The sequence below is a fragment of the Psychroflexus tropicus DSM 15496 genome (genome assembly GCF_000378765.1).
Lineage (GTDB): Bacteria > Bacteroidota > Bacteroidia > Flavobacteriales > Flavobacteriaceae > Psychroflexus > Psychroflexus tropicus.
This window is the reverse complement of sequence record NZ_KB905342.1, coordinates 935,798-957,332: the sequence shown is the minus strand read 5'-3', so window position 1 is coordinate 957,332 and position 21,535 is coordinate 935,798. Positions and strand designations below refer to the sequence as shown.

Below are 21,535 nucleotides of genomic sequence, written 5' to 3'. Positions count from 1 at the left end.
TTGAGAAAAGTATTTAATTTTATCAAATGAAACAGCTGTAATCAACACTATTATACCTATTTACGATTAAAAACAAGACTTGGTTGTATGAGTTTTTGGTTATTTTTGCTTCAAATACGTATTATGAAATCAATATTTCTTCTCCTTACAATTTTCTTATGCTCCGCAGCTTTGAAAGCACAAGATAATAATAAGATCGAAACCATAGCTATAATTGAAATTCTGAATGATACACTAACAGTCATTGATCAGGACACTGTACCCTTGAGTTCTGTCTACAAAAAAGTCAATCAAGTCCTTGAAGCTAATGATTTATCTAATAATATTTTTCCTAGTATCACTTTGATCACCAATCCGTCTGTAACAGAAAATAGCATAGAGAATATAAAATATCAAATTCGCTCTACCCCTATACAATTAATTAATTTACAGCGTAAAATCATTACCAATTATGATGGAGTAGAGATAAATCAAAATGTACTAGATCAGTACAATGCTCTCATCAATTATTGGAATAGTCTAACTCCAGACAACCGATTTTATAGAGAAACAGATTTAAAATTTGTACAATCGGTAGCTTTAAATATGAGTTTAAATCAACGCATCAGAAATAAAAAACTGCCTGGTTATCTCCCTTTTGTAAAAGAAGAAGCAATTGTTGGAAAACTATCCATGCTTGAGAAAAAATCTGATTTGGACTACAAATACATCTATGATAAAGACACCCTTCACGCTAATCAGCTAGCGTCTTTTGAAGACTATTCTTATCGCTTGAAAAGACGTATCATAGATGAAGAAAAAATAATTATTATAGAGCTGAGTAAAAATTAATTCCCCTTCAAGCGAATCCATAAATCTTTAAGGAGCTGCTTAGCATCACCTCTATTTTTGGGTTCCTCGGTGATGATTAATTGTTCTTCTTTTTCAGTGAGTCTATAGCTAAAAGCAAACTTTGTAGCTTCAGGATCGAAACTGAGAAGTCCAAAACGGAGATCATTCAGATAAATAGTATCCTGTTTTTCGGTTATAGTATACCATCCGTTTGTAAGTTCTTTTAAACGCTGAAGATTAGAATACTTTTCCAACTGTTTCACTTTATCGTTTTGTTTTGGATAGGTGCGGAATGAAATCGGCTTTGTATCAAAAACAGAATACTCCCCAATTAAAAAAGCCTGATCTGTCTTCACGTTGGCAGTCCATAAAATAATATTAAAGGGAGCTGGCTTGGTCTCAATCTCGCTATAAGCTATCCCCTGCTCTAAAAGGGCATCTTCAAATTCACCGTAGGTGATTCCTTTCATTACCAAGGTAAAAAATAGATAAACTGAGCTTACTATAAGAGCTGTCCTGTTCCATTTTTTTCTTTTGGGGTGACTTCTGTTCAAACGGGAAGCCAAAATCAGGAAAATCAAAAATGGAAGGGTGTACAAAGGATCGATTACAAAAATACTTTTGAAAGCGATACGAAGATCAAATGGCCAAAATAACTGAGTACCCCAAGTGGTAAAACAATCTAATAATGGATGAGTGAAAAGGCACCAAAACATGAGTAATGACCATCCTTTCCAACTTGCTTCTTTATGGATTTGACTGAGTCCTAAACCAAAAAGGGGTGCAGCGATGACAGAAAACACAAGAGAATGAGAGAAACCTCTATGAATTTCTAGAGCCGTTACCGTATCGTAAAAGTTTCCAATAAATACATCCAGATCTGGTATGGTTCCCGCTATAGCCCCATAAATCATAGCCTTGTTCCCAACTTGACGACCAAGGACAACTTCTCCTACGGCGGCTCCGAGAACAATTTGTGTGAGTGAATCCATTAAGACGTTACAAATTGGATGGTTTCCTTATGCAATTGTTTGAGAAGTACAGTTTTGTCTTTTTCAATTCTTTGAATCGCCTCATCATCGTAATGCCTTATCGTAAATAAAGAAACTCCTTTTTGATGGTCTACTTTAAATTTCGCCTTCAGAATATCAATAAGTGTGTCAACATTTTTAAACTTATTGTCTACGCAAACAGAAAAGCTAATAGCGGAATTTTGAATCAAGTCAACCTTTATTTGGTGCTTATGAAATAATGCGAAAACTTCACTAATATTTTCTTCCACAAAAAATGAAAAATCCAAAGTAGATAATGAAAGAAAGACCAGGTCCTTTTTTACTATATAACAAGGAAGTAACGGGTTAAGAAGTTTTCCTTTTCCCACCTTGGTTCCTTGTTCTGTTGGATTGAAGAATGACTTAACATACAACGGAATCTCTTTTTGTTGGAGGGGTTGTAGGGTTTTAGGATGAATCACAGAAGCTCCGTAAAAAGCTAATTCTATAGCTTCTTCGTAAGAAATCTGTTCCAAAAGTTGTGAATTATCAAATACATTTGGATCCCCATTTAAAACACCCGGAACATCTTTCCAAATTGTCACATTTTCGGCATTGAGGCAATAAGCAAAAATCCCTGCCGTATAATCTGAACCCTCTCTGCCTAATGTGGTTGTAAAGTTATTGTTATCAGAACCGATAAAACCCTGAGTAATACTCAGTTCTTCTTCATTGATATGGTTAAGAATTTTTTGCTGTGTATTTTCCCAATTGACATCAGCGTCTCTGTAGGTACTATCAGTATCAATAAGATTTCTGCAGTCGTGCCACACATTATCAATCCCCACTGACTTCAAGAAATAACTCACTATACTGGTGCTAATAAGCTCTCCAAAGCCTACAACTTGATCGTACACGAAGTCATAGTTGGGAGATTTATTTCGATCGAAGAAAATAGATAGCTCATCAAAGAAATAATTGGTTTTTGTAAACGCTGGATGTGAAGTCTCTTCAAACAAGTCATTCAAAATCTCATAATGCTCATGCTTTAGATTCGTTATTGCTTCTGCAAGTTTATCGCTCTTTTCAAAGTATAAAGAAATGATGTTTTCCAGTTTATTGGTCGTTTTCCCCATAGCAGAAATAACCACTACTTTACGTTTAGGGGTTGTTGTTTTTAAAACTTTAGCGACATTCTTTACTCCTTTGGCATCTTTTACAGATGCCCCTCCAAATTTGAATACTTGCATTACTGGTTATGAATTGAAATGATTAATCTGATCTTCGTTAAGCTGAACTGTTCTCCATTCTTTAAAAACAGTAGCTCCATATTTTTCGTAAAAATCGATGGCATTGGTATTCCAGTCCAATACCACCCACTCTACTCTTTTGATGTTTTGCGTTTTGGCATACATAATGACCGATTCGAACAAAGCCTTCCCAATGGATTTTCCCCGCATAGAATCGGTTACAATGAGATCTTCAAGATGGACAGTTTCTCCTTTCCAAGTTGAAAACCTGGAATAGAATAAAGCCATACCAACTACTTTATTTTCTACTTCTGCCACAAAGCACTTATAGAGCGCTTGATCTCCAAAACCATACTTATGCAGGTCTTCTAAAGTGACCTGGACGGCATCGGGTTCTTTCTCATAAACTGCTAGCTCCTGTATGAGTTCCAGCATGTCTTCCAGATCTTCTGGGGTGGCGAATCTAATCTTAAAATCCATATCACAAAAATTTGAAGTAAAAATAGTCAAGTGCGAATTAATTCTAATCAATTTGATAACTACATTATGAATTTTTCTATTTTTGTCCCAACTACAACGTTTTCGAAATGAAAAAACCCAATCAAACTCTAGGTGAGTTTATTATTGAAAATCAACAATCCTTTAAATACACTTCTGGCGAATTATCCAGGTTAATCAATTCCATTCGGCTTGCTGCAAAAGTTGTTAATCACGAGGTCAACAAGGCAGGCCTAGTCGACATCGTTGGCGATTATGGAGAAAAAAATGTCCAGGGTGAAGATCAAAAAAAACTAGACGTTTACGCCAACGAAACGTTTATAAGAACTCTAGTGAATCGTGAAATTGTATGTGGCATAGCTTCAGAAGAGAATGATAATTTTATCACTATCCAGGGGAATAACAAAGATCACAATAATAAGTATGTGGTTTTGATGGATCCACTAGATGGAAGCTCCAATATCGATGTGAATGTTTCTGTAGGAACCATATTTTCGATCTATCGAAGAATCACCCCAGTAGGTAAACCTGTAGAAATGGAAGATTTTCTCCAGCCTGGAAATCAACAAGTTGCTGCCGGGTACATTATTTATGGTACTTCAACTATGCTTGTCTACACCACTGGGCACGGGGTGAATGGTTTTACACTCAATCCGGCAATTGGCACTTATTATTTATCACATCCGGATATTAAATTCCCGGAAGATGGGAAGATTTATTCTATAAATGAAGGGAATTATATTCACTTTCCACAGGGGGTAAAAGATTATATCAAGTATTGCCAGGCTCAAAGAGACAGCAATCCTTACACTTCTAGATATATAGGGTCTTTGGTCTCAGATTTCCATAGAAATATGATTAAAGGTGGAATTTACATGTACCCTAAAAGCTCTAGCGCAGAAAAAGGGAAATTGAGGCTTTTGTATGAGTGTAATCCTATAGCTTTTATTGCAGAACAAGCTGGCGGAAAAGCTTCAGATGGCTTTACAAGAATACTGGATATACAGCCCACAGAACTTCATGAACGGGTTCCGTTCTTTTGCGGCAGTAAAACTATGGTAGAAAAGGCAGAATCCTTTATGAAAGCGGCTCACCCTCATGAATAGTTTAGTCTGACGATTAATACTCGTCGGACTCAATAAAATGGTGATACAATTCGAAAGGGAAATTATTCTCGAAGAGTTTTTTAGACTTTTCAACAAGTTGGTGAGATTGTTCCTCTGAAAAACCTAAACCCACAGCATACTTATGGATTAAAAATTCTTCAGCATCATCAATTTCATTATCGATATAGATGATGCGTAGAAGGTCGAAGAGAAACTCCAACCGCTGAGTTTTTGAATTGATGGCGTAAACCGGAAATGAGGCTGGGTTCTCAAGAATTCGAACATAATTCTCTTCAGAAACATCAAATTTTCTTGAAAAACGCCTCAATAGCTTTTCTTCTATAGGTTTTATTTCACCGTCTATAGCAGCAAGGTTTACTAGGTTTGCGAAGTGATTAAGCTTTGTTGATTTTCTTATGTTTTCGTAAAAATCTTCAGATGACATTTTTTTATGTTTTAAGGATAAATATAATATTAATTTAGTCTATAATTTCTATTGAATTTCATTTTTGTAATTTGCATAGATATGAAGAAAAAAATTATTGGCAGATTAGATAAGGCTCATTTTCCAGAATTAGACCTTTATGATATTTCCATTAAAATTGATACAGGCGCTTACACTTCCTCCATTCACTGTGAAAATATAGTGGAAAAGGAAGATGGATTACATTGTATTTTCTTAGATAAAGAACACCCAGAATACAACCAAAAACCCTTTATTTTCAAAGAGTATAACAAGATAAAAGTAAAGAGTAGTAACGGTATAGCGCAAAGCCGGTACGAAATAAAATCAAAAATTGAATTGTTCGGAAAAGTTTATAAAATTTCACTTTCTTTGAGCAACCGAAAAGAAATGAAATACCCTGTCCTTTTAGGGCGGAAGTTTCTCAACAAAAAATTTATAGTAGACCCTGAACTTAAGGACTTATCGCATAACACCCAGAATCATGAACATTAAAATCTTATCTAGAAACGCTAATTTGTATTCAACAAGACGTCTTGTTGAAGCTGCCAAAAAAAGAAAACATGACGTGCAGGTGATTGATCCGCTTAAGTGTGATTTGGTCATAGAAAAACGAAATCCAAATATTTATTACAAAGGGGAGTATATTCTTGACACCGATGCCATTATTCCTAGAATTGGAGCGTCTGTGACTTTTTATGGTACAGCTGTAGTAAGACAATTTGAAATGATGGGGGCTTTTAGCACCATAGATTCTGAGGCTTTAGTAAGAAGTAGAGATAAGTTGAGAAGCCTACAAGTCCTTTCAAGGGCTAAAATTGGACTTCCTAAAACTGTTTTCACGAACTACTCTAGAGATGTAAATGGTGTCATACAGCAGGTTGGAGGTACTCCGTTGGTTATCAAGCTCCTGGAAGGCACACAAGGCTTAGGAGTCGTTTTGGCTGAAACTAAAAACGCAGCAAAATCTGTAATTGAAGCCTTTAATGGATTACAAGCTAGAGTTATTGTCCAAGAATTTATTAAAGAAGCTAAAGGTGCCGATATACGAGTATTTGTCGTCGATGGACATGTGGTTGGAGCTATGAAAAGACAGGGAAAAGAAGGAGAATTTAGATCTAATTTACATCAAGGTGGCTCTGCAGAGGTCATAGAGCTTACCGACGAGGAAGAAATAGCAGCCATAAAAGCAGCCAAAGCCATGAGACTTGGAGTAGCTGGAGTAGATTTACTTCAAAGCTCTCGGGGCCCATTAATTTTAGAAGTTAATTCTTCTCCTGGACTTGAAGGTATCGAAAAAGCCACAGGTAAAGATATTGCCAGGTCCATCATTCAGTACATAGAAAAGAATGTATAATGCCTCATATTGATTCTAAAAACGTCTTGCACATTCTGGAAAGGAAAGTGTTTCCTGGAGAAAAGGCTAGAATAAATTTCAATACTGCAAAATTATATACCACTACTTCCGTTGAAGTCCCGGTTATCATACAACGCGCAAAAAAGCCAGGCCCTGTTCTCCTGGTGACCGCTGGTATTCACGGTGACGAGATTAACGGTGTGGAGACTGTTAGGCAATTTATTTCCAAAGGCTTTAATAAGCCGACTCGTGGTACTGTGATATGTGTTCCTGTTTTGAATGTGTTTGGTTTCTTAAACATGACTCGCGAATTCCCAGACGGGAGAGATTTAAATCGTATGTTTCCCGGTTCCAAAAAAGGAGCTTTAGCCAGTCGATTTGCTTATCAATTTAGCACTGAAATTTTACCTGCTGCAGATTACTGCATCGATTTTCATACAGGCGGAGCTAGCCGGTTCAATGCAGCACAAATAAGAATAGATAAAAATGACGAAAAAGGAGAAGATCTGGCAAAAATTTTTAATGCCCCTTTTACGGTGTATTCTTCTACGATTAAAAATTCCTATCGAATTACCTGCATGAAACAGGGGAAAACTGTGCTTTTATTTGAAGGGGGAAAATCACAGGACAATAATAAGGAGATCTCTAAACATGGGGTTGATGGTCTAAAGCGTATCATGAAACATTTTGATATGTTGAAATCCAATTTTGAAATTGATGAACCTACAGAAAACACAAAATTCATATCCAGCACCTATTGGATGCGAGCAAAATACAGTGGATTACTTCATATTAAAATACCCATTGGAAAACTGGTAGAAAAAGGGGAGTTTATTGCTACAATTACAGATCCTTATGGCAGCTTTAGACACAAGGTGAAAGCAAGTAATCATGGCTACATCATCAATGCAAATCAATCCCCAATAGTTTATCAGGGAGATGCTATTTTCCATATTTCTAAAGAGGGAACCCATGGATAAGATCGGGTTAAGAAAAAAATATAAGGCTTTAAGACATGAATTATCATTTACTGAGGTAGAAGACCTAAGTCTTGACATCGCAAACCAACTTCTAAAGCTGGACATCTGGAGTCATGAATTTTATCATCTATTCCTTAGTATTACTTCCAAAAAAGAAATCAATACAGAATATATTTTACAAGTTATTCATGGAAAAGATGCCAATGTGGTTGTTCCAAAAATGAAAGGTGATGAGCTCGTTCACTATTTATTAACTGACTCTACTAAACTGAAGTTGAATCAATGGAATATTCCCGAACCTGAAAAAGGCATAGGCATTGAACCAAACCAAATTGATGTAATTTTTGTCCCTCTTTTAGCTTTCGATAAAACTGGAAATCGAATTGGTTACGGCAAAGGCTATTACGATAAGTTTTTAAAAAAATGTAAACCAGACGCTATTAAAATTGGTTTATCTTTTTTTGGCCCTGAACAATCTATTGAAAAAGAACAACACGATATCAAGCTAGATTACTGCGTAACTCCAAAGCAGATTTTCAAATTTTAAACTGTTATTCGTTACAACCACATTGTCCAGAGCCACATCCTGAACTAGATCCATCAGACTTGAGGAAGAATTTCTTAATCAAAAACCCCACAGCGGCTAAAAAAATTAAAAGAACCAACATTTCCTGAATCATGATTTTAGTTTAGAATTTGAAAACAAATGAGCGCAACAACATAAGCAAAACCAGACATCCCAAATAATTGAATCATAGGCCATTTCCAGGTTCCTGTTTCTTTTCTTACAATGGCTAGGGTACTCATGCACTGCATCGCAAAAGCATAAAACAATAACAAGCTAATTCCACTCGCAAGCGTAAATAATGGACCTCCGAGCACTGGGTTGGTTTCCGAAGCCATTCTGCTTTTAATTGTCTGTTCATCTTCATTACCAACGCTGTATATGGTTGCCAGAGTCCCCACAAAAACTTCCCGGGCTGCAAAAGAACTTATAATGGCAATACCAATTTTCCAATCGTAACCTAGTGGAGTAACCACTGGCTCTATAGCCCTTCCTGCATATCCAATAAAAGAATGCTTTAATTTATAGGAAGCAATTTCGGTTTCTAACTCTTCCTCACTCAGCATGCTAGCTTCAGCAGAGGAGGTCACAATTTTTTCAGCCTTAGCAAATTTATCAGTCGGGCCATAGCTGGCAAGTACCCATAAAATGATTGAGATCGCTAATATAATTTTACCAGCTCCAAATACAAATGATTTTGTTTTTTCTACGACAGTGTATGCTACATTTTTAAAGATAGGAAGCTTGTAATTAGGCATTTCTACAACAAAGTAGGACTTAAAGTTGATTTTGAGCAATCGGCTTGCCAACCAGCCAGAAGCTACTGCAGTTCCAAAACCAAGCAAATAGAGAAGCATAAGTGTCATTCCCTGATAATTAAACAATCCAAGCCATCGCTCATCGGGAATCACCAGACTTATGATAATGAGATAAACTGGGAGCCGGGCAGAGCATGTGGTAAACGGAACTACCAATATGGTGACTAATCTTTCTTTCCAGCTTTCGATGTTTCTTGCGGCCATGACTGCAGGTATAGCACAAGCTGTACCAGATACCAGAGGTACTATACTCTTACCACTCATGCCAAATTTTCTCATGATACGATCCATTAAGAAGACAACACGACTCATATAACCGGTTTCTTCAAGAATCGAAATAAATAAAAACAGAAAGGCAATCTGAGGAACAAAAATCACAATGCCCCCTATTCCGGGAATAATTCCTTCAGAAATCAAACCAGTAAGCATTCCATCAGGAAGGTGTTGACCGACGAATTTACTCATGAATAGGAAACCTTCATCGATAAGATCCATGGGATAAGTCGCCCATTCATATATAGCCTGGAAGATTAAAAATAGTATGGCTAGAAAAATTACATAGCCCCACACTTTATGAATTAACAGCCTATCTATTGAAGCTCTAAATCCTGTAGCCAAAGCTAGATCTTTAGTCAAGGTTTCTTTTAAAGTCGCATTGATAAACTGATACCGTTTTATAGTTTCTTTTTGTTGTAGACGTTTTATTTCAGCATCAGATTTAGGCTTTAATTCATCTTGGGCTGGAATTCGAATTCTATTGGTTTTTCCAAAATTGACGTCTTGCGTTATCACCAACCATAATTTGTAAAGATCCTGGCTGGGATATGCTTTTTTTAAGGCTTCAAAATAAGATTTATCAATAGAAGAGGCATTCAAGCAGGGTTCTAATGATATTTTTTGATAATCTATAATGGATTGCTTTAGCTCTTGAAAACCTGTATTTTTTCGAGCACTAATAAGGTTAACTTTGGTATTAAGCTTTTGTTCTAAGGCATCAATATCTAGCTCAATCCCCTTTCTGCTCATCCTATCGGCCATATTTATGGCCAAAACTGTTGGTAAGCCTAAATCTTTAATTTGTGTGAAAAGCAAGAGGTTTCGCTTCAGATTTTCAATATCACTAACGACAACCACCACATCAGGGTAATCCTTATCCTTTTTATTCAAAAGGAGTTCAATGACTACATTTTCATCTAAGGAAGTCGCATTAAGGCTGTATGTTCCTGGTAAATCGAGGACATGTGCCTTTAGGCTCCGGGATAACCTGATGACAGCTTCTTTCTTCTCTACAGTAATTCCGGGATAATTACCAACCTTTTGGTTCAAGCCAGTAAGGGCGTTAAAAACTGAAGTTTTACCAGTATTTGGATTACCTACTAAAGCTACATTAATTTGCTTACTCATTCCCTATCAATTCTACATTTACAAGCATTGCAGTCTCTCTTCTAATGGACAGGTAAGTTTCATTTATATTGAGATATAAAGGATCATTGAAAGGTGCAATTTGAATTAATTCTACTTCATTTCCTGGCAAACAGCCCATTTCAAGTAACTTTAAAGGAATATCGTCAGAATTCATTTCTCCAATGATAGCCTTCTGCCCTTTTTTCAAACTTGCAATAGTCATAATTTATTTAGATCAATTTTAAACAAAAATAAGAAGCTTTCCTTTATTTGAATAGGAATTTAAGCAGAAATAAAATTGAAAGTCTATTTTCGTAAACTTATTGTGAAGCCTTAAGGAATAAATTACCTTTGTGGCTTCCTAAAAATCGATTGATAATGTTGACAAAAAACGTAGTAGAGCTTCTCGAAAGCGATCATATTTTACAGGACTACAAAGTGAATGGCTGGGTGAAAGCCTTTAGAAGTAATCGTTTTATAGCCTTGAATGACGGATCTTGCTTAAATAATATTCAGTGTGTTGTAGATTTTGAAAACACCGATGAAGACCTTTTAAAACGCATCACTACAGGAGCAGCCATCTCAGTCATTGGAATGCTAAAGGAAAGTGAAGGAAAAGGACAGCGTGTAGAATTGGAGGTGAAATCAATTGAAATACTTGGAGATGCTGATCCTGAAGACGTGAAAAAAACAATTTTACAACCCAAAAAACACTCCTTAGAAAAACTGAGAGAGCAAGCTCATTTAAGGGTAAGAACCAACACGTTTGGAGCCGTGATGAGACTCAGGTCGAAACTGGCATTTGCAGTGCACCAATATTTCAACGAAAACGGCTTTTATTATGTCAATACACCGGTGGTTACTGGAAGCGATGCCGAAGGAGCTGGGGAAATGTTTAAGGTTACTAATTTGGACCTTAAAAACATCCCAACAAACGAAGCAGGAGAGATCGATTATACCAAAGATTTTTTTGGCAAGGAGACCAATCTTACAGTAAGTGGACAACTGGAGGCAGAAACTTATGCTTTGGGACTTGGAAAGGTTTATACTTTTGGTCCGACCTTTAGAGCAGAAAATTCAAATACATCCAGACATCTTGCTGAATTTTGGATGATAGAGCCAGAAGTTGCTTTTTGTGATCTAGAAGGTAATATCGATTTGGCTGAAGATTTTATTCAATATGTCTTAGGCTATATAGCTAAGCATTGCCAAGCTGATCTGGAGTTTTTAGAAAACAGATTGATTCAGGAAGAGAAATCTAAACCTGAAAAAGATAGGTCGCCAATGCCGCTTAGAGAAAAAATAGACTTTGTACTCAAGAATAACTTCAAAAGGGTGTCTTATACTGAGGCTATTGAAATTTTGAAAAATTCTAAACCCAATAAAAAGAAAAAATTTGATTATATCATCGAAGAATGGGGTGCTGACTTACAAAGTGAACATGAGCGATATCTAGTAGAAAAGCACTTTGGCTGCCCTGTGGTTTTATATGACTATCCAGCAGACATCAAGGCTTTTTATATGAGACTCAATGATGATGGTAAAACCGTAAGGGCAATGGACGTCCTTTTCCCAGGTATTGGTGAAATAGTTGGTGGGTCTCAAAGGGAAGAACGCCACGACGTTTTACTTTCAAAAATGAAAGAACTCGGGGTTGATGAAAAAGAGCTTTGGTGGTACTTGGAAACAAGAAAACTAGGAACTTGTAAGCACTCTGGTTTTGGACTAGGATTTGAACGCCTGGTTCTATTTGCAACGGGAATGGCAAATATAAGAGATGTAATTCCTTATCCTAGAACCCCTCAAAATGCAGAATTTTAATTCTAAGACGTGTATAGATTCACACAGCGTTAAAGGTGTTGAAAAACCCATAAGGCTTCAAGAGTACGGTGTAGGTATTTTTGGAGCCTTACCTACTAAAAGTGCTCTTAAAAAAACTATCAAAAAAGGATTAATCTCTGTAGATGGGAGGCTTGCCAAAACTTCAGACTGGGTTAAAAACGGACAAATTCTAAAGCTTTACGCTGAAGAAGTCCAACAGGAACCAAGAGCTTTTCACCTAAAGATGGACATCCTCTATGAGGATGAAATACTTGCTGTTGTCGATAAACCTGGTGGTTTTCCTACCAGTGGTAATTATTTCAAAACAATCGAAAAGGCTTTACCAGTCAATCTAAGTCCCTCCAAAGACAAGGACGCCTTAGCTTTTCCTCAACCCGTACATAGGCTAGATAATCCTACTTCAGGAGTGTTATTGATAGCCAAAACACAATTCTCAAGAAGTATGCTTTCTCTTTTATTTGAAAAACAGAAAGTCCGGAAAAACTATGTTGCCATCGTAAAGGGCAATTTAAATCCGTCATCCGGAAAGTTTAGTTCATCTATAGATGGGAAGCAAAGCTTCACTAATTATGAGACCTTAAAGCAATTCTATAGAAAAGATGAAATCTATAGTCTCATAAATTTAATTCCTATCACGGGTCGAACCCACCAACTTAGAATTCAGCTTTCAACTCATGGTCACCCTATTTTAGGAGATCCCATATACGGCGACACCTTGAACGCTAGCAAATTACTTCTTCACGCTAAATCTATCAACTTTAAACATCCTAAAACTGATAAAAGCCTAACGATAGAAAGTGAGTTACCACATAAATTCGTTAAATTTATGGATGCATAGAAGGAAAACTTTAGATTTGAATTCTATACTTTAGGTGTTTATAAAATAAGGCATCAGCATAAAAAGCGAAGATTGTATATGCTAAAACAAAAGCTCAATTTAAAGTTATCTCAGAAGTTATCTCCTCAGCAAATTCAGTTGATGAAGTTAATTCAGCTTCCCACACTTGCTTTTGAGCAGCGGGTCAAACAGGAGTTTGAAGAAAATCCTGCACTCGATGCTGGAAAAGAAAAGGAAGAATATGAAGATGAGTTTAAAAATGAAGCTGAGGAGGATCATGATATCATAGAAACAGAATTTGATGTAGATGATTATCTAAGTGACGATGAAATTCCAAACTACAGATTAAAAGCAAACAATTACAGTGCAGATGATGAAGATAAACAAGTGCCCTATGCCTCTGGCACATCATTTTCTCAATATTTAAAAAATCAACTTCAGACCTATTCTTTTAAAGGTGAGCAGGAAGAAATTGCTTATTTCTTAGTAGGAAGTGTCGATGATAGTGGTTACATCAGAAGACCCATCGTAGACATTGTCGATGATCTCGCATTTACTCAGAATATTTACACCGATGAAGAGACTGTAAAAAAAACCTTAAAAATCGTTCAGTCTCTAGATCCTGCTGGTGTTGGAGCAAGAGATCTTAAGGAATGTTTGCTACTTCAACTTCAACGCAAAGAAAAGACTGAAAGCGTAAGCCTTGCTTACAATATTATTGATGAAGCTTTCGATAAATTCAGCAAAAAACACTACGAGAAACTGATTCAAAAGTTTAATATTTCTGAAGAGAAACTCAAAAGAGCTATAGAAGAAATAGAGCATTTGAATCCTAAGCCTGGAGCTTCCTATTCTGGAAACAGCAAGTCTGTAGAACATGTGATACCAGATTTTAGTATCAAAATCAAAAATGGAGATTTAGAGCTAACGCTAAATGGTCGAAATGCACCAGAAATGCATATTTCTAGAGACTATTCTAATATGCTAAAGGGCTATAAAGAAGCCAAAACTAAAACTAAAGCACAAAAAGAAGCCGTGTTCTTTATCAAACAAAAGTTAGATTCTGCAAAGTGGTTTATAGATGCGATTAAACAAAGACAAGAGACATTATACTCTACTATGTATGCCATTATGATGCATCAACAAGAGTATTTCCTTTCCGGAGATGAAAGGGCATTGAAACCGATGATCCTGAAAGATATTGCTGAAAAGATAGATATGGACATCAGTACGGTATCGAGAGTAGCCAATAGTAAATATGTTGAAACTCCTTACGGCACTTTTCTGATCAAAAGTTTCTTCTCTGAATCGATGAAAAATGAAGAAGGCGAAGAGGTTTCGACTAGAGAAATTAAGAAAATACTGGAAATGACTATCGAGGCTGAAGACAAAAAAAAGCCTCATACAGATGCTAAGCTTGCAAAAATCTTGAAAGAAAAGGGCTATCCTATTGCTAGAAGAACCATTGCTAAATATAGAGAGCAACTCGATATGCCTGTAGCAAGGTTAAGGAAGGAAATATGAGGACATTAGATAAGATATCTAAGCTATTATCGATCTTAGGTCATCCCCTTTGGATGCCTATTCTTGGTTGCTTGTATTATTTTTTCGCTATTCCAAGCTATCTAGATTCACAATTAGTCAATGCAAAACTTCTAGCTATAAGTATTTTGACCATTTTTTTACCAGTGGTCTTCTTATTTATTGCAAAGAATTTAAAATTGGTAGGAGATTACCAACTTTCCAATATCAAAGAAAGGCGTTTATTTTTAATGTTTTTTATAGTCTTGGTGTTGATTCTTTTGAATCAGATTCTCGATATCTATAACTACAGGACGCTGTTTTATTTTTTTTCAGGGATTTTATTTTCAGGAGTAATCGCTGTATTTTTTACTATGTTTAGGGTGAAAATAAGCCTTCATGCTATTGGGATTAGTGGCTTACTGTGCTTCATTATTGGATTGAGTCTCTCATTTCATGAGCCTTTCTTAGTGCACATCATTAGCATGTCGATCTTCTTAGGCTTAGTGAGTTCTTCTCGTTTATACGATAGAGCTCATAACCTCGCTGAGATATTCTTAGGAATAGCTGCAGGATTACTTCCACAGCTTTATTTTTTCAGTTACTGGATTTAAAGAAAGTAAAAAACGAGGCCGGCTTTTATAGGACGAACACTTACGTCTTCCCCAGTAGAGTTGATCTGGGCATCAAACACTGAGTTTAGGCTCAGGTCTACAAAAAAGTTAACCGATCCATAACCAAACGTCAATATAGCACTGCTTGTAACGTTATTGATAGCGTTTATAGATCTGAAATCATAACGTTGATCGGAACCGCGGTAAACCGATTTAGAGGTAAAAACATAACCGATTTTGACCCCTGCGTAGATTCTCCAAAACGATAATTTTCCAATATCAGAAGACCTCCATCGAATTTCTAGTGGAACTTCTATACTGTTTGTTGTAAATCGATTAGACTGGTAATTTCTAGAAGATGGTATGGGTTCAAACAATTGATCACCTCCTTCTGTTTCAGAAATTTGCAAAGTTTGCCCATAGGTATTTAAATTGAGTCCAAGACCTAGCCCTACAGCAAGATTTCGTCTTGTATTAAGTGGCATGTCACGAATAAATCCCAAAATTAGTCCTCCAGAAAACCCCGACTGTTCGACTTCTGAAGGTAAATCTGTTAGAAAATTGAAACTAAACCCAAAATAGAATTGATCTTCTCTATAAAGATAATCTTGTTGATTTTCCTTAAGCCAAGTTAAGTCATCCTGAGCGACAGCTGAGGAAAAGAAACATAAAAAGAGAAAAAAATATGTAAACTTCATCTGAATTTTAAAAGGTGAAAGTTAACTAGGTTTCTACAAATAAAAAAGGCACTCCGTGAAAGGAATGCCTTTTATTTTAAATAGGAAAGCAACTACTATTCAATGTTAAGCATAGCATCACCTTCTTTAGTCGTGTAATTAATTTTTAATGCTTCAGCTTTACGTAATTCTTGTTTGATATCTGATACTAACCCCATATTAGTTTCTTTATCGACCTTAAGGGCAGTTGTCAATTTATCTCGCAATTCTTCACGTTTAGACTGGCGCTCTTCTTCAATGAACTGTTGTACTTCATTAACGCTTGCATATTTATCGTTCAGCTGAACTCTGGCTTCTGTACCAAAGGTCTCTTGATACCTAGGCGATGGTTTCCCAGCGTAGATATACATGATTAGATTTTTCTTATCTAATTTTTCAACCTGATCTGCATAAGGCAATACGTTCTGAACTTTAAGCGACGTATCTCTCATCACAGTTACAACCATAAAAAAGAACAGAAGCATAAAAACAATATCTGGTAAAGAAGCTGTGGAAATCGCTGGAGTTCCACCGTCATCTTTTTTCTTAAATTTTGACATATGAATTTAGGTTTATTTTCGTTTCTTTGGTTCTGCTTCAGAGAGTTTTTGAGGGAACATATCTTTAATCACACCGATTCTTTCTTTAAGCTTTTCTTTATCACCCTGGAATTCAGGGTCATTGTAGGCAGCCTCCATATCTGTAAAATCCATGTTGTAAAGCCTGTTCGCTTCTCTGTTTCTCAGTTCATTATAAGCAGCAACCAGTTCATTCTGGACTGCAATATATTTACCGTACTCCGTCTGTCTGTCATTCTGCAGAGAAATAACAGCTTTGATTGGGTTATCTGAAGAATCTGGATCTCTAGCGCCCTGGCAATAATCACAGGCTTCATCACCTGTACCACCTCCATTGTCTAGAAACTTTACCGCATTTTCTCTCAAATCTTCAATATCCATCTTCTCATCTTCTACAAAAAGATCTCCATTCGCATTTACAAGAACTATAAAAATATTACGTTCTTTCAATGGTGGTGGATCCTGCTGCTCGTCATCTATAGGAGGTAATTTCCTTGTAATACCGCTATCGGTTTCAATGGTAGTGGTTACCAAGAAAAAGATAAGCAGAAGGAAGGCTATATCCGCCATGGATCCAGCGTTTACCTCTGGTGCTGATCGTTTTGCCATAATTATTTAGTTACGATTTTTCTTACACTTGATACAAGCATTGCTAATACGGCTAAAGCAGCAAGAATATAAAATGCTGTTAGACCTGTACTTACCCATCTTGATCCACTAGCAGAAAGAACATCACCATCTCTTAAGGCTGTTTCTGTACCGCTTGATACTGCAAAAGAAATAGCAATAATCAAAATGAAAGATCCTAGAGAAATCAGTGTTTTTTTCACATTACCAGAAAACAGAGCTTTAATAGAAAAGAAAAGAACTGCCACTATAGTCACTCCAAGCACAATATAAGATACGTACATAAACGGAGCCAAAACACTAGTTTGAATGGCCGCATCGGCCTCTATTGCATCGTCTCCAGCATTGAGGATTCTCACAAAGAGAATAGCTCCCAAAACGCCAAAAACGATTTTTATGATATTAAATACTTTGTTCATACTGATTATTTGTTTTTGTGTGCAACTAAGATATCGATGAGAGTAATCGATGCATCTTCCATATCATTTACAATACTATCAATTTTAGCAATGATGTAGTTATAAAATATTTGAAGGATAATAGCTACAATCAAACCAAATACTGTTGTTAAAAGTGCTACTTTAATACCACCTGCTACTAATGACGGTTGCATGTCACCAGCTGCTTCAATTTTATCGAAGGCCTGAATCATACCGATTACTGTACCCATGAAACCAAGCATAGGTGCTAGGGCGATAAATAAAGAAACCCAAGATACATTTTTTTCTAATTGGCCCATTTGAACGCCTCCATAAGCTACGACAGCTTTTTCTGAAGCTTCTACACCTTCGTCCATTCTGTCAAGCCCTTGGTAATAAATCGAGGCTACGGGTCCGCTTGTATTTCTACAAACTTCTTTAGCAGCTTCTACACCACCACTCTTCATAGCATCTTCAACGTTTTGAGCAAGTTTCTTAGAATTAGTAGTAGCTAAATTTAGGTAAATGATTCTTTCAAAGGCAATAGCTAGTCCTAGAATCAAACAAAGTAGTACAATTCCCATAAATCCAGGACCACCTTCAATGAAACGCTTTTTTAATTCCTGGTGAAAGCCTACGCTTTCTTCTGCATCAGCATCAGAAGCACCTGCGTCATCTTGAACGAAGTTTACTGTGGCTTCTGTGAAAACATCAGAAGAATTTGCCGCTGTTAAAGTTGTGTTACCAACTGCCATGATGGCTAAAATGGCTAAAATTGAAAATAATCTTTTCATTGTTGTCTGTCTTAGAATTAATAATTAGTGTTTAATGATTTTTAGTTTGTTAAATAAAAGCAGAGAGGAAGGGATTCGAACCCTCGGTTCCGATACAATCGGAACATACGCTTTCCAGGCGTACACCTTCGACCGCTCGGTCACCTCTCTATAAATAAAAGAACGTTAACTTATTCTTATAGCAAATAAATAAAAAAAAATGCTTTTACAAGAAGGATTGCACGTTAATTTTTAATTCATCTCTCCTCGTAATGAGGTCTCAAATATAGTTTTAAATACTTTTGGTCCTAAATTTTTATCCAAAAGATACATCATTTTTGCCACAGCTGCTTCTGTTGTCATGTCTCCTCCACTTATCACACCTAGTCTTTTGAGTCTCTCGCTTGTGGCATATTTACCCATGTGTACTGCACCGCCAACACACTGCGTCACGTTGACAATATAAACTCCTCGCTCGATGAGTGATTCTAATAAACTCACAAACCAATCATCGGTCTTGGCATTCCCACTGCCAAATGTTTCTAAAATGACTCCTTTAATATGGGGCATTTTAAATAAATAAGATAAGGTTTGCTGACTTAGACCTGGAAAGAGCTTTAATACCATAATGTCATCGTTTAAAGACTTATGTACCAGCATTTTTTTTCTCAGGTTAGGTTTTATGAGTTTTTCGTGATTAATTTTCAAATTTACCCCCGATTCTGCAATTGGCGGGAAATTAGAAGATTCGAAGGCTTCGAAGTGTTCTGCATTGATTTTAGTAGTCCGGTTAGCCCGATAAAGTTTATATTCAAAATAAAGACCTACTTCTCGTATCACCGTTTTTCCTCGTTCTTTTAATCCTGCCAACTGTATACTCGTAATTAAATTTTCTTTGGCATCGGTTCTCAAATCTCCTATAGGCAATTGTGAACCCGTAAAAATAATTGGCTTCTTCAGGTTTTCAAACATAAAAGAAATGGCTGAAGCAGTATAAGACATGGTGTCGCTTCCGTGTAGCACCACAAACCCATCGTAGTCTTCAAAATGTACTTCAATAAGTTCAGCTAATTTTATATAGTCGGAAATATCCATGTCTGAAGAGTCCACAGGTTCCTCAAAACTTACTGTACTGATCTTATGCTCAAGCAACCTCAACTCTGGAATATTGGACAACAGCTCATCAAAATTGAAGGCTGTCAACGCCCCGGTTTCAGGATTTTTGATCATCCCGATGGTTCCGCCTGTATAAACCAATAATATTCTGGACATAATAATATCTGCATTAAATTCCGAAGACGTCTCTGGAGTTTTGTGTGGTTTGTTTGGCGATTTCTTCCAGACTTACTCCGTATAATTCTGAAAGTTTTTCGGCAACCTTAATCACGTATACGCTTTCATTACGCTTTCCTCTGTAGGGCTTTGGTGCAAGATAAGGCGCATCCGTTTCTAAAACAATGTGTTTAAGATCGATTTCGCTAAGAAACTGATCAATTTTTCCATTTTTAAAAGTCGCCACTCCTCCTATTCCTAGTTTCATATTATAGCTAATCGCTTGTTCTGCTTGAGCCTTGGTTCCCGTAAAGCAATGAAAGATACCGTATAAATCGTCTCCTTTTTCTTCTTCCAAAACATCAAACACCTCATCAAAAGCTTCTCGGCAGTGAATCACAATGGGCAAGTTGTACTTTTTTGCAAGTTGAATCTGGTGTTTAAAAGCCTTTCGCTGGGCTTCAAAGAAACTCTGGTCCCAGTATAAATCAATGCCGATTTCACCCACGGCATAAAATCGACGCTTAGCCAGTTCCTCCTCGACGTGTTTTAATTCCTGATCTACCGTTTCTGATACGGATGTTGGATGCAGTCCCATCATTAAAAACATGTGCTCTGGAAACTTATTCTCAAGATCATACATGGCCTGGGTAGTTTCAGAGTCTATCGCTGGAATAAAAAAGCGTTTTACTTTCTGCTCCAAAGCTCTTTCGATCATTGCTGTTCTATCGTCTTCAAAAGCATCTGCGTATAAATGGGTGTGGGTATCTGTAAATATCATAGTGGCAAATTTATTTAAAACGAAACTTTATATTTGCCGAAAATTCAACAAATGTCATCCCTAAAATCCTTTCTGAAAGAGAAAAACTACAAGGCTCTTAAAATGAATAGCATCGAAACCAATCATTATGAGTGCAAAGTCGTCATCAATGGAGTGGAAGGCAGCTTTATCATAGACACTGGCGCTTCGAGTTCCTGTATCGATTTTTCTTATGCCGATCATTTTAATCTGTTTTCTGAAGACAGCAACATCAAAGCGGCTGGTGCGGGGGCTACTAATATGCTGACCAGAGCCTCTACAAATAATAAGGTAAGTATTGGGAAGTGGACTAAAAAGAAAGTGGATCTGATCCTGTTTGATTTATCGCACGTAAATAAAGCCTTAAGTGATCATGATGCTGAATTAGTGCACGGCATCATCGGTGCTGATATTCTAAAAAAGGGAAAAGCGGTGATTGATTATAAAACGGATTACTTGTATTTAAAATAAGCGGTGGTATTTTTTAAAAGGAATATCTATAGCTTTTCTATGGACAATGTTGATGTCAGAATTAATTAACCTATTATAAGATACCCTATTCTTTTTTGCATTGACCAAAAAAGAACCAATCCCCAAAGCTTTGGGGACTAGTCTTACTATAAAAATGTATTAAATCCTACGGAATCCTCCGCCACAGATGAAAAATAACTCATCACGCTAACGCATGATTCAAACAGATTTTCATCTTTTAAGTCATTTTTGCTTCATTGATTTTTACCATTTTTATAGGTAGGACAAGATTATTCAAGACATTAAATAGAACTATAAATTTTATGTTTTCATGAAGCTTTTAAGCGATAATGATGCTGAGTTGGTGCATGGCATCATCGGAGCTGATATTCTAAAAAAGGGAAAAGCGGTGATTGATTATAAAACGGATTACTTGTATATGAAATAGGTCGTAGTATTTCAAGATGTCCATTCTGAAGCCTTATTTTTTTGACTTTACTAAAGCCTTGTAAATAAAATAGATAGGAAATATCAAAGGTAAGATAACAATGTACTTTCCTGAATAGAGGGCTGCAATCAACCCGAACATTACTACACCGATTAAAAAGCCTATTCCCAGAGCACTTATAATCTTAGACTTTTTTAAATCCTTTTCGTTCTTGAGTGGTTGGTCGTTGGACTCATGCGGGTTAACGTGTTCCATGGCTCTGTTTTTTAAAATAAATACTAAATATAATTAATTTGAAGTTGTATTTAAAAAAGGAAGCTGGTGATATGTTCAATCTTTAAGAATTCAATAAA

26 protein-coding genes, 1 tRNA gene and 1 pseudogene are annotated in these 21,535 nt (G+C 36.4%); 12 read left to right on the top strand and 16 right to left on the bottom strand.

All coding sequences use genetic code 11. The features are described 5' to 3' along the window. Positions 1-123: 123 nt before the first annotated feature. Positions 124-831 carry a hypothetical protein gene (locus F598_RS0104400; RefSeq protein WP_019037813.1) on the top strand — a complete coding sequence of 236 codons (708 nt, stop codon included), beginning with the start codon at positions 124-126 and terminating at the stop codon, positions 829-831. Here F598_RS0104400 and F598_RS0104395 read toward each other — a convergent pair. The 3 genes from F598_RS0104395 to F598_RS0104385 are packed head-to-tail and all read right to left on the bottom strand — an operon-like array spanning position 828 to position 3,553. Further along, complete coding sequence (locus F598_RS0104395) at positions 828-1,823, bottom strand: metal-dependent hydrolase (protein WP_019037812.1); 996 nt, start codon at positions 1,821-1,823, stop codon at positions 828-830. The genes F598_RS0104400 and F598_RS0104395 overlap by 4 nt on opposite strands. Beyond that, positions 1,823-3,073: an aspartate kinase gene (locus tag F598_RS0104390; RefSeq protein WP_019037811.1), complete on the bottom strand. Its 1,251-nt coding sequence runs from the start codon at positions 3,071-3,073 to the stop codon at positions 1,823-1,825. Before F598_RS0104390 ends, F598_RS0104395 begins: the two co-directional genes overlap by 1 nt. Positions 3,074-3,079: 6 nt before the next feature. Then, the gene (locus F598_RS0104385; protein ID WP_019037810.1) at positions 3,080-3,553 is read right to left on the bottom strand and encodes a GNAT family N-acetyltransferase; all 474 of its coding nucleotides are present in this window, start codon (positions 3,551-3,553) and stop codon (positions 3,080-3,082) included. Between the two features lie 107 nt (positions 3,554-3,660). Here F598_RS0104385 and fbp point away from each other — a divergent pair, with 107 nt between their 5' ends. Continuing rightward, positions 3,661-4,677, top strand: coding sequence for a class 1 fructose-bisphosphatase (fbp, locus tag F598_RS0104380; protein WP_019037809.1), 1,017 nt, complete (start codon positions 3,661-3,663; stop codon positions 4,675-4,677). Positions 4,678-4,690: 13 nt separating this feature from the next. On the opposite strand, the gene F598_RS0104375 is transcribed toward fbp, so the two are convergent. Beyond that, positions 4,691-5,122, bottom strand: a complete 432-nt coding sequence (locus tag F598_RS0104375; protein WP_019037808.1) for a tellurite resistance TerB family protein — start codon at positions 5,120-5,122, stop codon at positions 4,691-4,693. Positions 5,123-5,203: 81 nt separating this feature from the next. Here F598_RS0104375 and F598_RS0104370 point away from each other — a divergent pair, with 81 nt between their 5' ends. The 4 genes from F598_RS0104370 to F598_RS0104355 are packed head-to-tail and all read left to right on the top strand — an operon-like array spanning position 5,204 to position 8,024. Next, positions 5,204-5,635, top strand: a complete 432-nt coding sequence (locus tag F598_RS0104370; RefSeq protein ID WP_019037807.1) for an ATP-dependent zinc protease family protein — start codon at positions 5,204-5,206, stop codon at positions 5,633-5,635. Beyond that, complete coding sequence (rimK, locus tag F598_RS0104365; RefSeq protein WP_019037806.1) at positions 5,625-6,497, top strand: 30S ribosomal protein S6--L-glutamate ligase; 873 nt, start codon at positions 5,625-5,627, stop codon at positions 6,495-6,497. Before F598_RS0104370 ends, rimK begins: the two co-directional genes overlap by 11 nt. Next, positions 6,497-7,477: a succinylglutamate desuccinylase/aspartoacylase family protein gene (locus F598_RS0104360; protein WP_019037805.1), complete on the top strand. Its 981-nt coding sequence runs from the start codon at positions 6,497-6,499 to the stop codon at positions 7,475-7,477. Before rimK ends, F598_RS0104360 begins: the two co-directional genes overlap by 1 nt. Beyond that, entirely contained in the window at positions 7,470-8,024 is a 555-nt protein-coding gene (locus tag F598_RS0104355) for a 5-formyltetrahydrofolate cyclo-ligase (protein WP_019037804.1), read from the top strand. Before F598_RS0104360 ends, F598_RS0104355 begins: the two co-directional genes overlap by 8 nt. A gap of 4 nt (positions 8,025-8,028) precedes the next feature. On the opposite strand, the gene F598_RS15805 is transcribed toward F598_RS0104355, so the two are convergent. The 3 genes from F598_RS15805 to F598_RS0104345 are packed head-to-tail and all read right to left on the bottom strand — an operon-like array spanning position 8,029 to position 10,487. Next, positions 8,029-8,145: a FeoB-associated Cys-rich membrane protein gene (locus F598_RS15805; protein WP_245539752.1), complete on the bottom strand. Its 117-nt coding sequence runs from the start codon at positions 8,143-8,145 to the stop codon at positions 8,029-8,031. Positions 8,146-8,161: 16 nt separating this feature from the next. Continuing rightward, positions 8,162-10,264 carry a ferrous iron transport protein B gene (gene feoB, locus F598_RS0104350; RefSeq protein ID WP_019037802.1) on the bottom strand — a complete coding sequence of 701 codons (2,103 nt, stop codon included), beginning with the start codon at positions 10,262-10,264 and terminating at the stop codon, positions 8,162-8,164. After that, a complete protein-coding gene (locus F598_RS0104345) occupies positions 10,257-10,487 on the bottom strand; it encodes a FeoA family protein (protein WP_019037801.1) in 231 nt (76 codons plus the stop codon). Before F598_RS0104345 ends, feoB begins: the two co-directional genes overlap by 8 nt. 155 nt (positions 10,488-10,642) lie before the next feature. Here F598_RS0104345 and asnS point away from each other — a divergent pair, with 155 nt between their 5' ends. The 4 genes from asnS (at position 10,643) to F598_RS0104325 (ending at position 15,079) form a co-directional block, all read left to right on the top strand. After that, positions 10,643-12,085: an asparagine--tRNA ligase gene (asnS, locus tag F598_RS0104340; protein WP_019037800.1), complete on the top strand. Its 1,443-nt coding sequence runs from the start codon at positions 10,643-10,645 to the stop codon at positions 12,083-12,085. Continuing rightward, positions 12,072-12,944, top strand: a complete 873-nt coding sequence (locus tag F598_RS0104335; RefSeq protein ID WP_019037799.1) for an RluA family pseudouridine synthase — start codon at positions 12,072-12,074, stop codon at positions 12,942-12,944. The genes asnS and F598_RS0104335 overlap by 14 nt, the downstream gene beginning before the upstream one ends. Before the next feature lie 78 nt (positions 12,945-13,022). After that, positions 13,023-14,468 (top strand): RNA polymerase factor sigma-54, encoded by a 1,446-nt coding sequence (gene rpoN / locus F598_RS0104330; protein WP_019037798.1) that lies wholly within the window; start codon positions 13,023-13,025, stop codon positions 14,466-14,468. After that, positions 14,465-15,079 (top strand): hypothetical protein, encoded by a 615-nt coding sequence (locus F598_RS0104325; RefSeq protein ID WP_026302513.1) that lies wholly within the window; start codon positions 14,465-14,467, stop codon positions 15,077-15,079. Before rpoN ends, F598_RS0104325 begins: the two co-directional genes overlap by 4 nt. Here F598_RS0104325 and F598_RS0104320 read toward each other — a convergent pair. From F598_RS0104320 to F598_RS0104285, 8 genes are all read right to left on the bottom strand, one after another. After that, positions 15,076-15,777, bottom strand: a complete 702-nt coding sequence (locus F598_RS0104320; RefSeq protein WP_019037796.1) for a porin family protein — start codon at positions 15,775-15,777, stop codon at positions 15,076-15,078. The two genes, F598_RS0104325 and F598_RS0104320, sit on opposite strands and share 4 nt — an antisense overlap. A gap of 95 nt (positions 15,778-15,872) precedes the next feature. Then, on the bottom strand, positions 15,873-16,355 hold the full coding sequence (locus tag F598_RS0104315; RefSeq protein WP_019037795.1) for an ExbD/TolR family protein: 483 nt from the start codon (positions 16,353-16,355) through the stop codon (positions 15,873-15,875). A 12-nt stretch (positions 16,356-16,367) separates the two neighbouring features. Next, entirely contained in the window at positions 16,368-16,982 is a 615-nt protein-coding gene (locus F598_RS0104310) for an ExbD/TolR family protein (RefSeq protein WP_019037794.1), read from the bottom strand. A 2-nt stretch (positions 16,983-16,984) separates the two neighbouring features. Then, positions 16,985-17,419: a hypothetical protein gene (locus F598_RS0104305; protein ID WP_019037793.1), complete on the bottom strand. Its 435-nt coding sequence runs from the start codon at positions 17,417-17,419 to the stop codon at positions 16,985-16,987. A 5-nt stretch (positions 17,420-17,424) separates the two neighbouring features. Beyond that, entirely contained in the window at positions 17,425-18,213 is a 789-nt protein-coding gene (locus F598_RS0104300; protein WP_019037792.1) for a MotA/TolQ/ExbB proton channel family protein, read from the bottom strand. Between the two features lie 60 nt (positions 18,214-18,273). Then, positions 18,274-18,363 (bottom strand) — tRNA-Ser (locus F598_RS0104295). Between the two features lie 81 nt (positions 18,364-18,444). After that, the gene (locus F598_RS0104290) at positions 18,445-19,464 is read right to left on the bottom strand and encodes an asparaginase (protein ID WP_019037791.1); all 1,020 of its coding nucleotides are present in this window, start codon (positions 19,462-19,464) and stop codon (positions 18,445-18,447) included. Between the two features lie 13 nt (positions 19,465-19,477). Beyond that, positions 19,478-20,245, bottom strand: coding sequence for a TatD family hydrolase (locus tag F598_RS0104285; protein WP_019037790.1), 768 nt, complete (start codon positions 20,243-20,245; stop codon positions 19,478-19,480). A gap of 51 nt (positions 20,246-20,296) precedes the next feature. On the opposite strand from F598_RS0104285, the gene F598_RS0104280 reads away from it, so the two are divergent. Beyond that, on the top strand, positions 20,297-20,734 hold the full coding sequence (locus F598_RS0104280; protein ID WP_019037789.1) for a retropepsin-like aspartic protease: 438 nt from the start codon (positions 20,297-20,299) through the stop codon (positions 20,732-20,734). Between the two features lie 340 nt (positions 20,735-21,074). Continuing rightward, positions 21,075-21,182: pseudogene (locus tag F598_RS15580) on the top strand (acid protease); the annotation flags it as partial. 33 nt (positions 21,183-21,215) lie between these two features. On the opposite strand, the gene F598_RS0104265 reads toward F598_RS15580, so the two are convergent. Further along, positions 21,216-21,437, bottom strand: coding sequence for a hypothetical protein (locus tag F598_RS0104265; RefSeq protein ID WP_019037787.1), 222 nt, complete (start codon positions 21,435-21,437; stop codon positions 21,216-21,218). Positions 21,438-21,535 lie beyond the last annotated feature (98 nt).

Coding starts and splice junctions, on each gene's coding strand:
- F598_RS0104315 (WP_019037795.1), bottom strand. CDS start 16,355: ATGTCAAAATTTAAGAAAAAAGATGACGGTGGAACTCCAGCGATTTCC.
- F598_RS0104325 (WP_026302513.1), top strand. CDS start 14,465: ATGAGGACATTAGATAAGATATCTAAGCTATTATCGATCTTAGGTCAT.
- F598_RS0104375 (WP_019037808.1), bottom strand. CDS start 5,122: ATGTCATCTGAAGATTTTTACGAAAACATAAGAAAATCAACAAAGCTT.
- F598_RS0104400 (WP_019037813.1), top strand. CDS start 124: ATGAAATCAATATTTCTTCTCCTTACAATTTTCTTATGCTCCGCAGCT.
- F598_RS0104390 (WP_019037811.1), bottom strand. CDS start 3,073: ATGCAAGTATTCAAATTTGGAGGGGCATCTGTAAAAGATGCCAAAGGA.
- rimK (WP_019037806.1), top strand. CDS start 5,625: ATGAACATTAAAATCTTATCTAGAAACGCTAATTTGTATTCAACAAGA.
- F598_RS0104385 (WP_019037810.1), bottom strand. CDS start 3,553: ATGGATTTTAAGATTAGATTCGCCACCCCAGAAGATCTGGAAGACATG.
- F598_RS0104320 (WP_019037796.1), bottom strand. CDS start 15,777: ATGAAGTTTACATATTTTTTTCTCTTTTTATGTTTCTTTTCCTCAGCT.
- F598_RS0104355 (WP_019037804.1), top strand. CDS start 7,470: ATGGATAAGATCGGGTTAAGAAAAAAATATAAGGCTTTAAGACATGAA.
- F598_RS0104335 (WP_019037799.1), top strand. CDS start 12,072: ATGCAGAATTTTAATTCTAAGACGTGTATAGATTCACACAGCGTTAAA.
- asnS (WP_019037800.1), top strand. CDS start 10,643: ATGTTGACAAAAAACGTAGTAGAGCTTCTCGAAAGCGATCATATTTTA.
- F598_RS0104345 (WP_019037801.1), bottom strand. CDS start 10,487: ATGACTATTGCAAGTTTGAAAAAAGGGCAGAAGGCTATCATTGGAGAA.
- F598_RS0104370 (WP_019037807.1), top strand. CDS start 5,204: ATGAAGAAAAAAATTATTGGCAGATTAGATAAGGCTCATTTTCCAGAA.
- F598_RS0104265 (WP_019037787.1), bottom strand. CDS start 21,437: ATGGAACACGTTAACCCGCATGAGTCCAACGACCAACCACTCAAGAAC.
- F598_RS0104280 (WP_019037789.1), top strand. CDS start 20,297: ATGTCATCCCTAAAATCCTTTCTGAAAGAGAAAAACTACAAGGCTCTT.
- F598_RS0104360 (WP_019037805.1), top strand. CDS start 6,497: ATGCCTCATATTGATTCTAAAAACGTCTTGCACATTCTGGAAAGGAAA.
- F598_RS0104290 (WP_019037791.1), bottom strand. CDS start 19,464: ATGTCCAGAATATTATTGGTTTATACAGGCGGAACCATCGGGATGATC.
- F598_RS0104285 (WP_019037790.1), bottom strand. CDS start 20,245: ATGATATTTACAGATACCCACACCCATTTATACGCAGATGCTTTTGAA.
- rpoN (WP_019037798.1), top strand. CDS start 13,023: ATGCTAAAACAAAAGCTCAATTTAAAGTTATCTCAGAAGTTATCTCCT.
- F598_RS15805 (WP_245539752.1), bottom strand. CDS start 8,145: ATGTTGGTTCTTTTAATTTTTTTAGCCGCTGTGGGGTTTTTGATTAAG.
- fbp (WP_019037809.1), top strand. CDS start 3,661: ATGAAAAAACCCAATCAAACTCTAGGTGAGTTTATTATTGAAAATCAA.
- feoB (WP_019037802.1), bottom strand. CDS start 10,264: ATGAGTAAGCAAATTAATGTAGCTTTAGTAGGTAATCCAAATACTGGT.
- F598_RS0104395 (WP_019037812.1), bottom strand. CDS start 1,823: ATGGATTCACTCACACAAATTGTTCTCGGAGCCGCCGTAGGAGAAGTT.
- F598_RS0104310 (WP_019037794.1), bottom strand. CDS start 16,982: ATGGCAAAACGATCAGCACCAGAGGTAAACGCTGGATCCATGGCGGAT.
- F598_RS0104300 (WP_019037792.1), bottom strand. CDS start 18,213: ATGAAAAGATTATTTTCAATTTTAGCCATTTTAGCCATCATGGCAGTT.
- F598_RS0104305 (WP_019037793.1), bottom strand. CDS start 17,419: ATGAACAAAGTATTTAATATCATAAAAATCGTTTTTGGCGTTTTGGGA.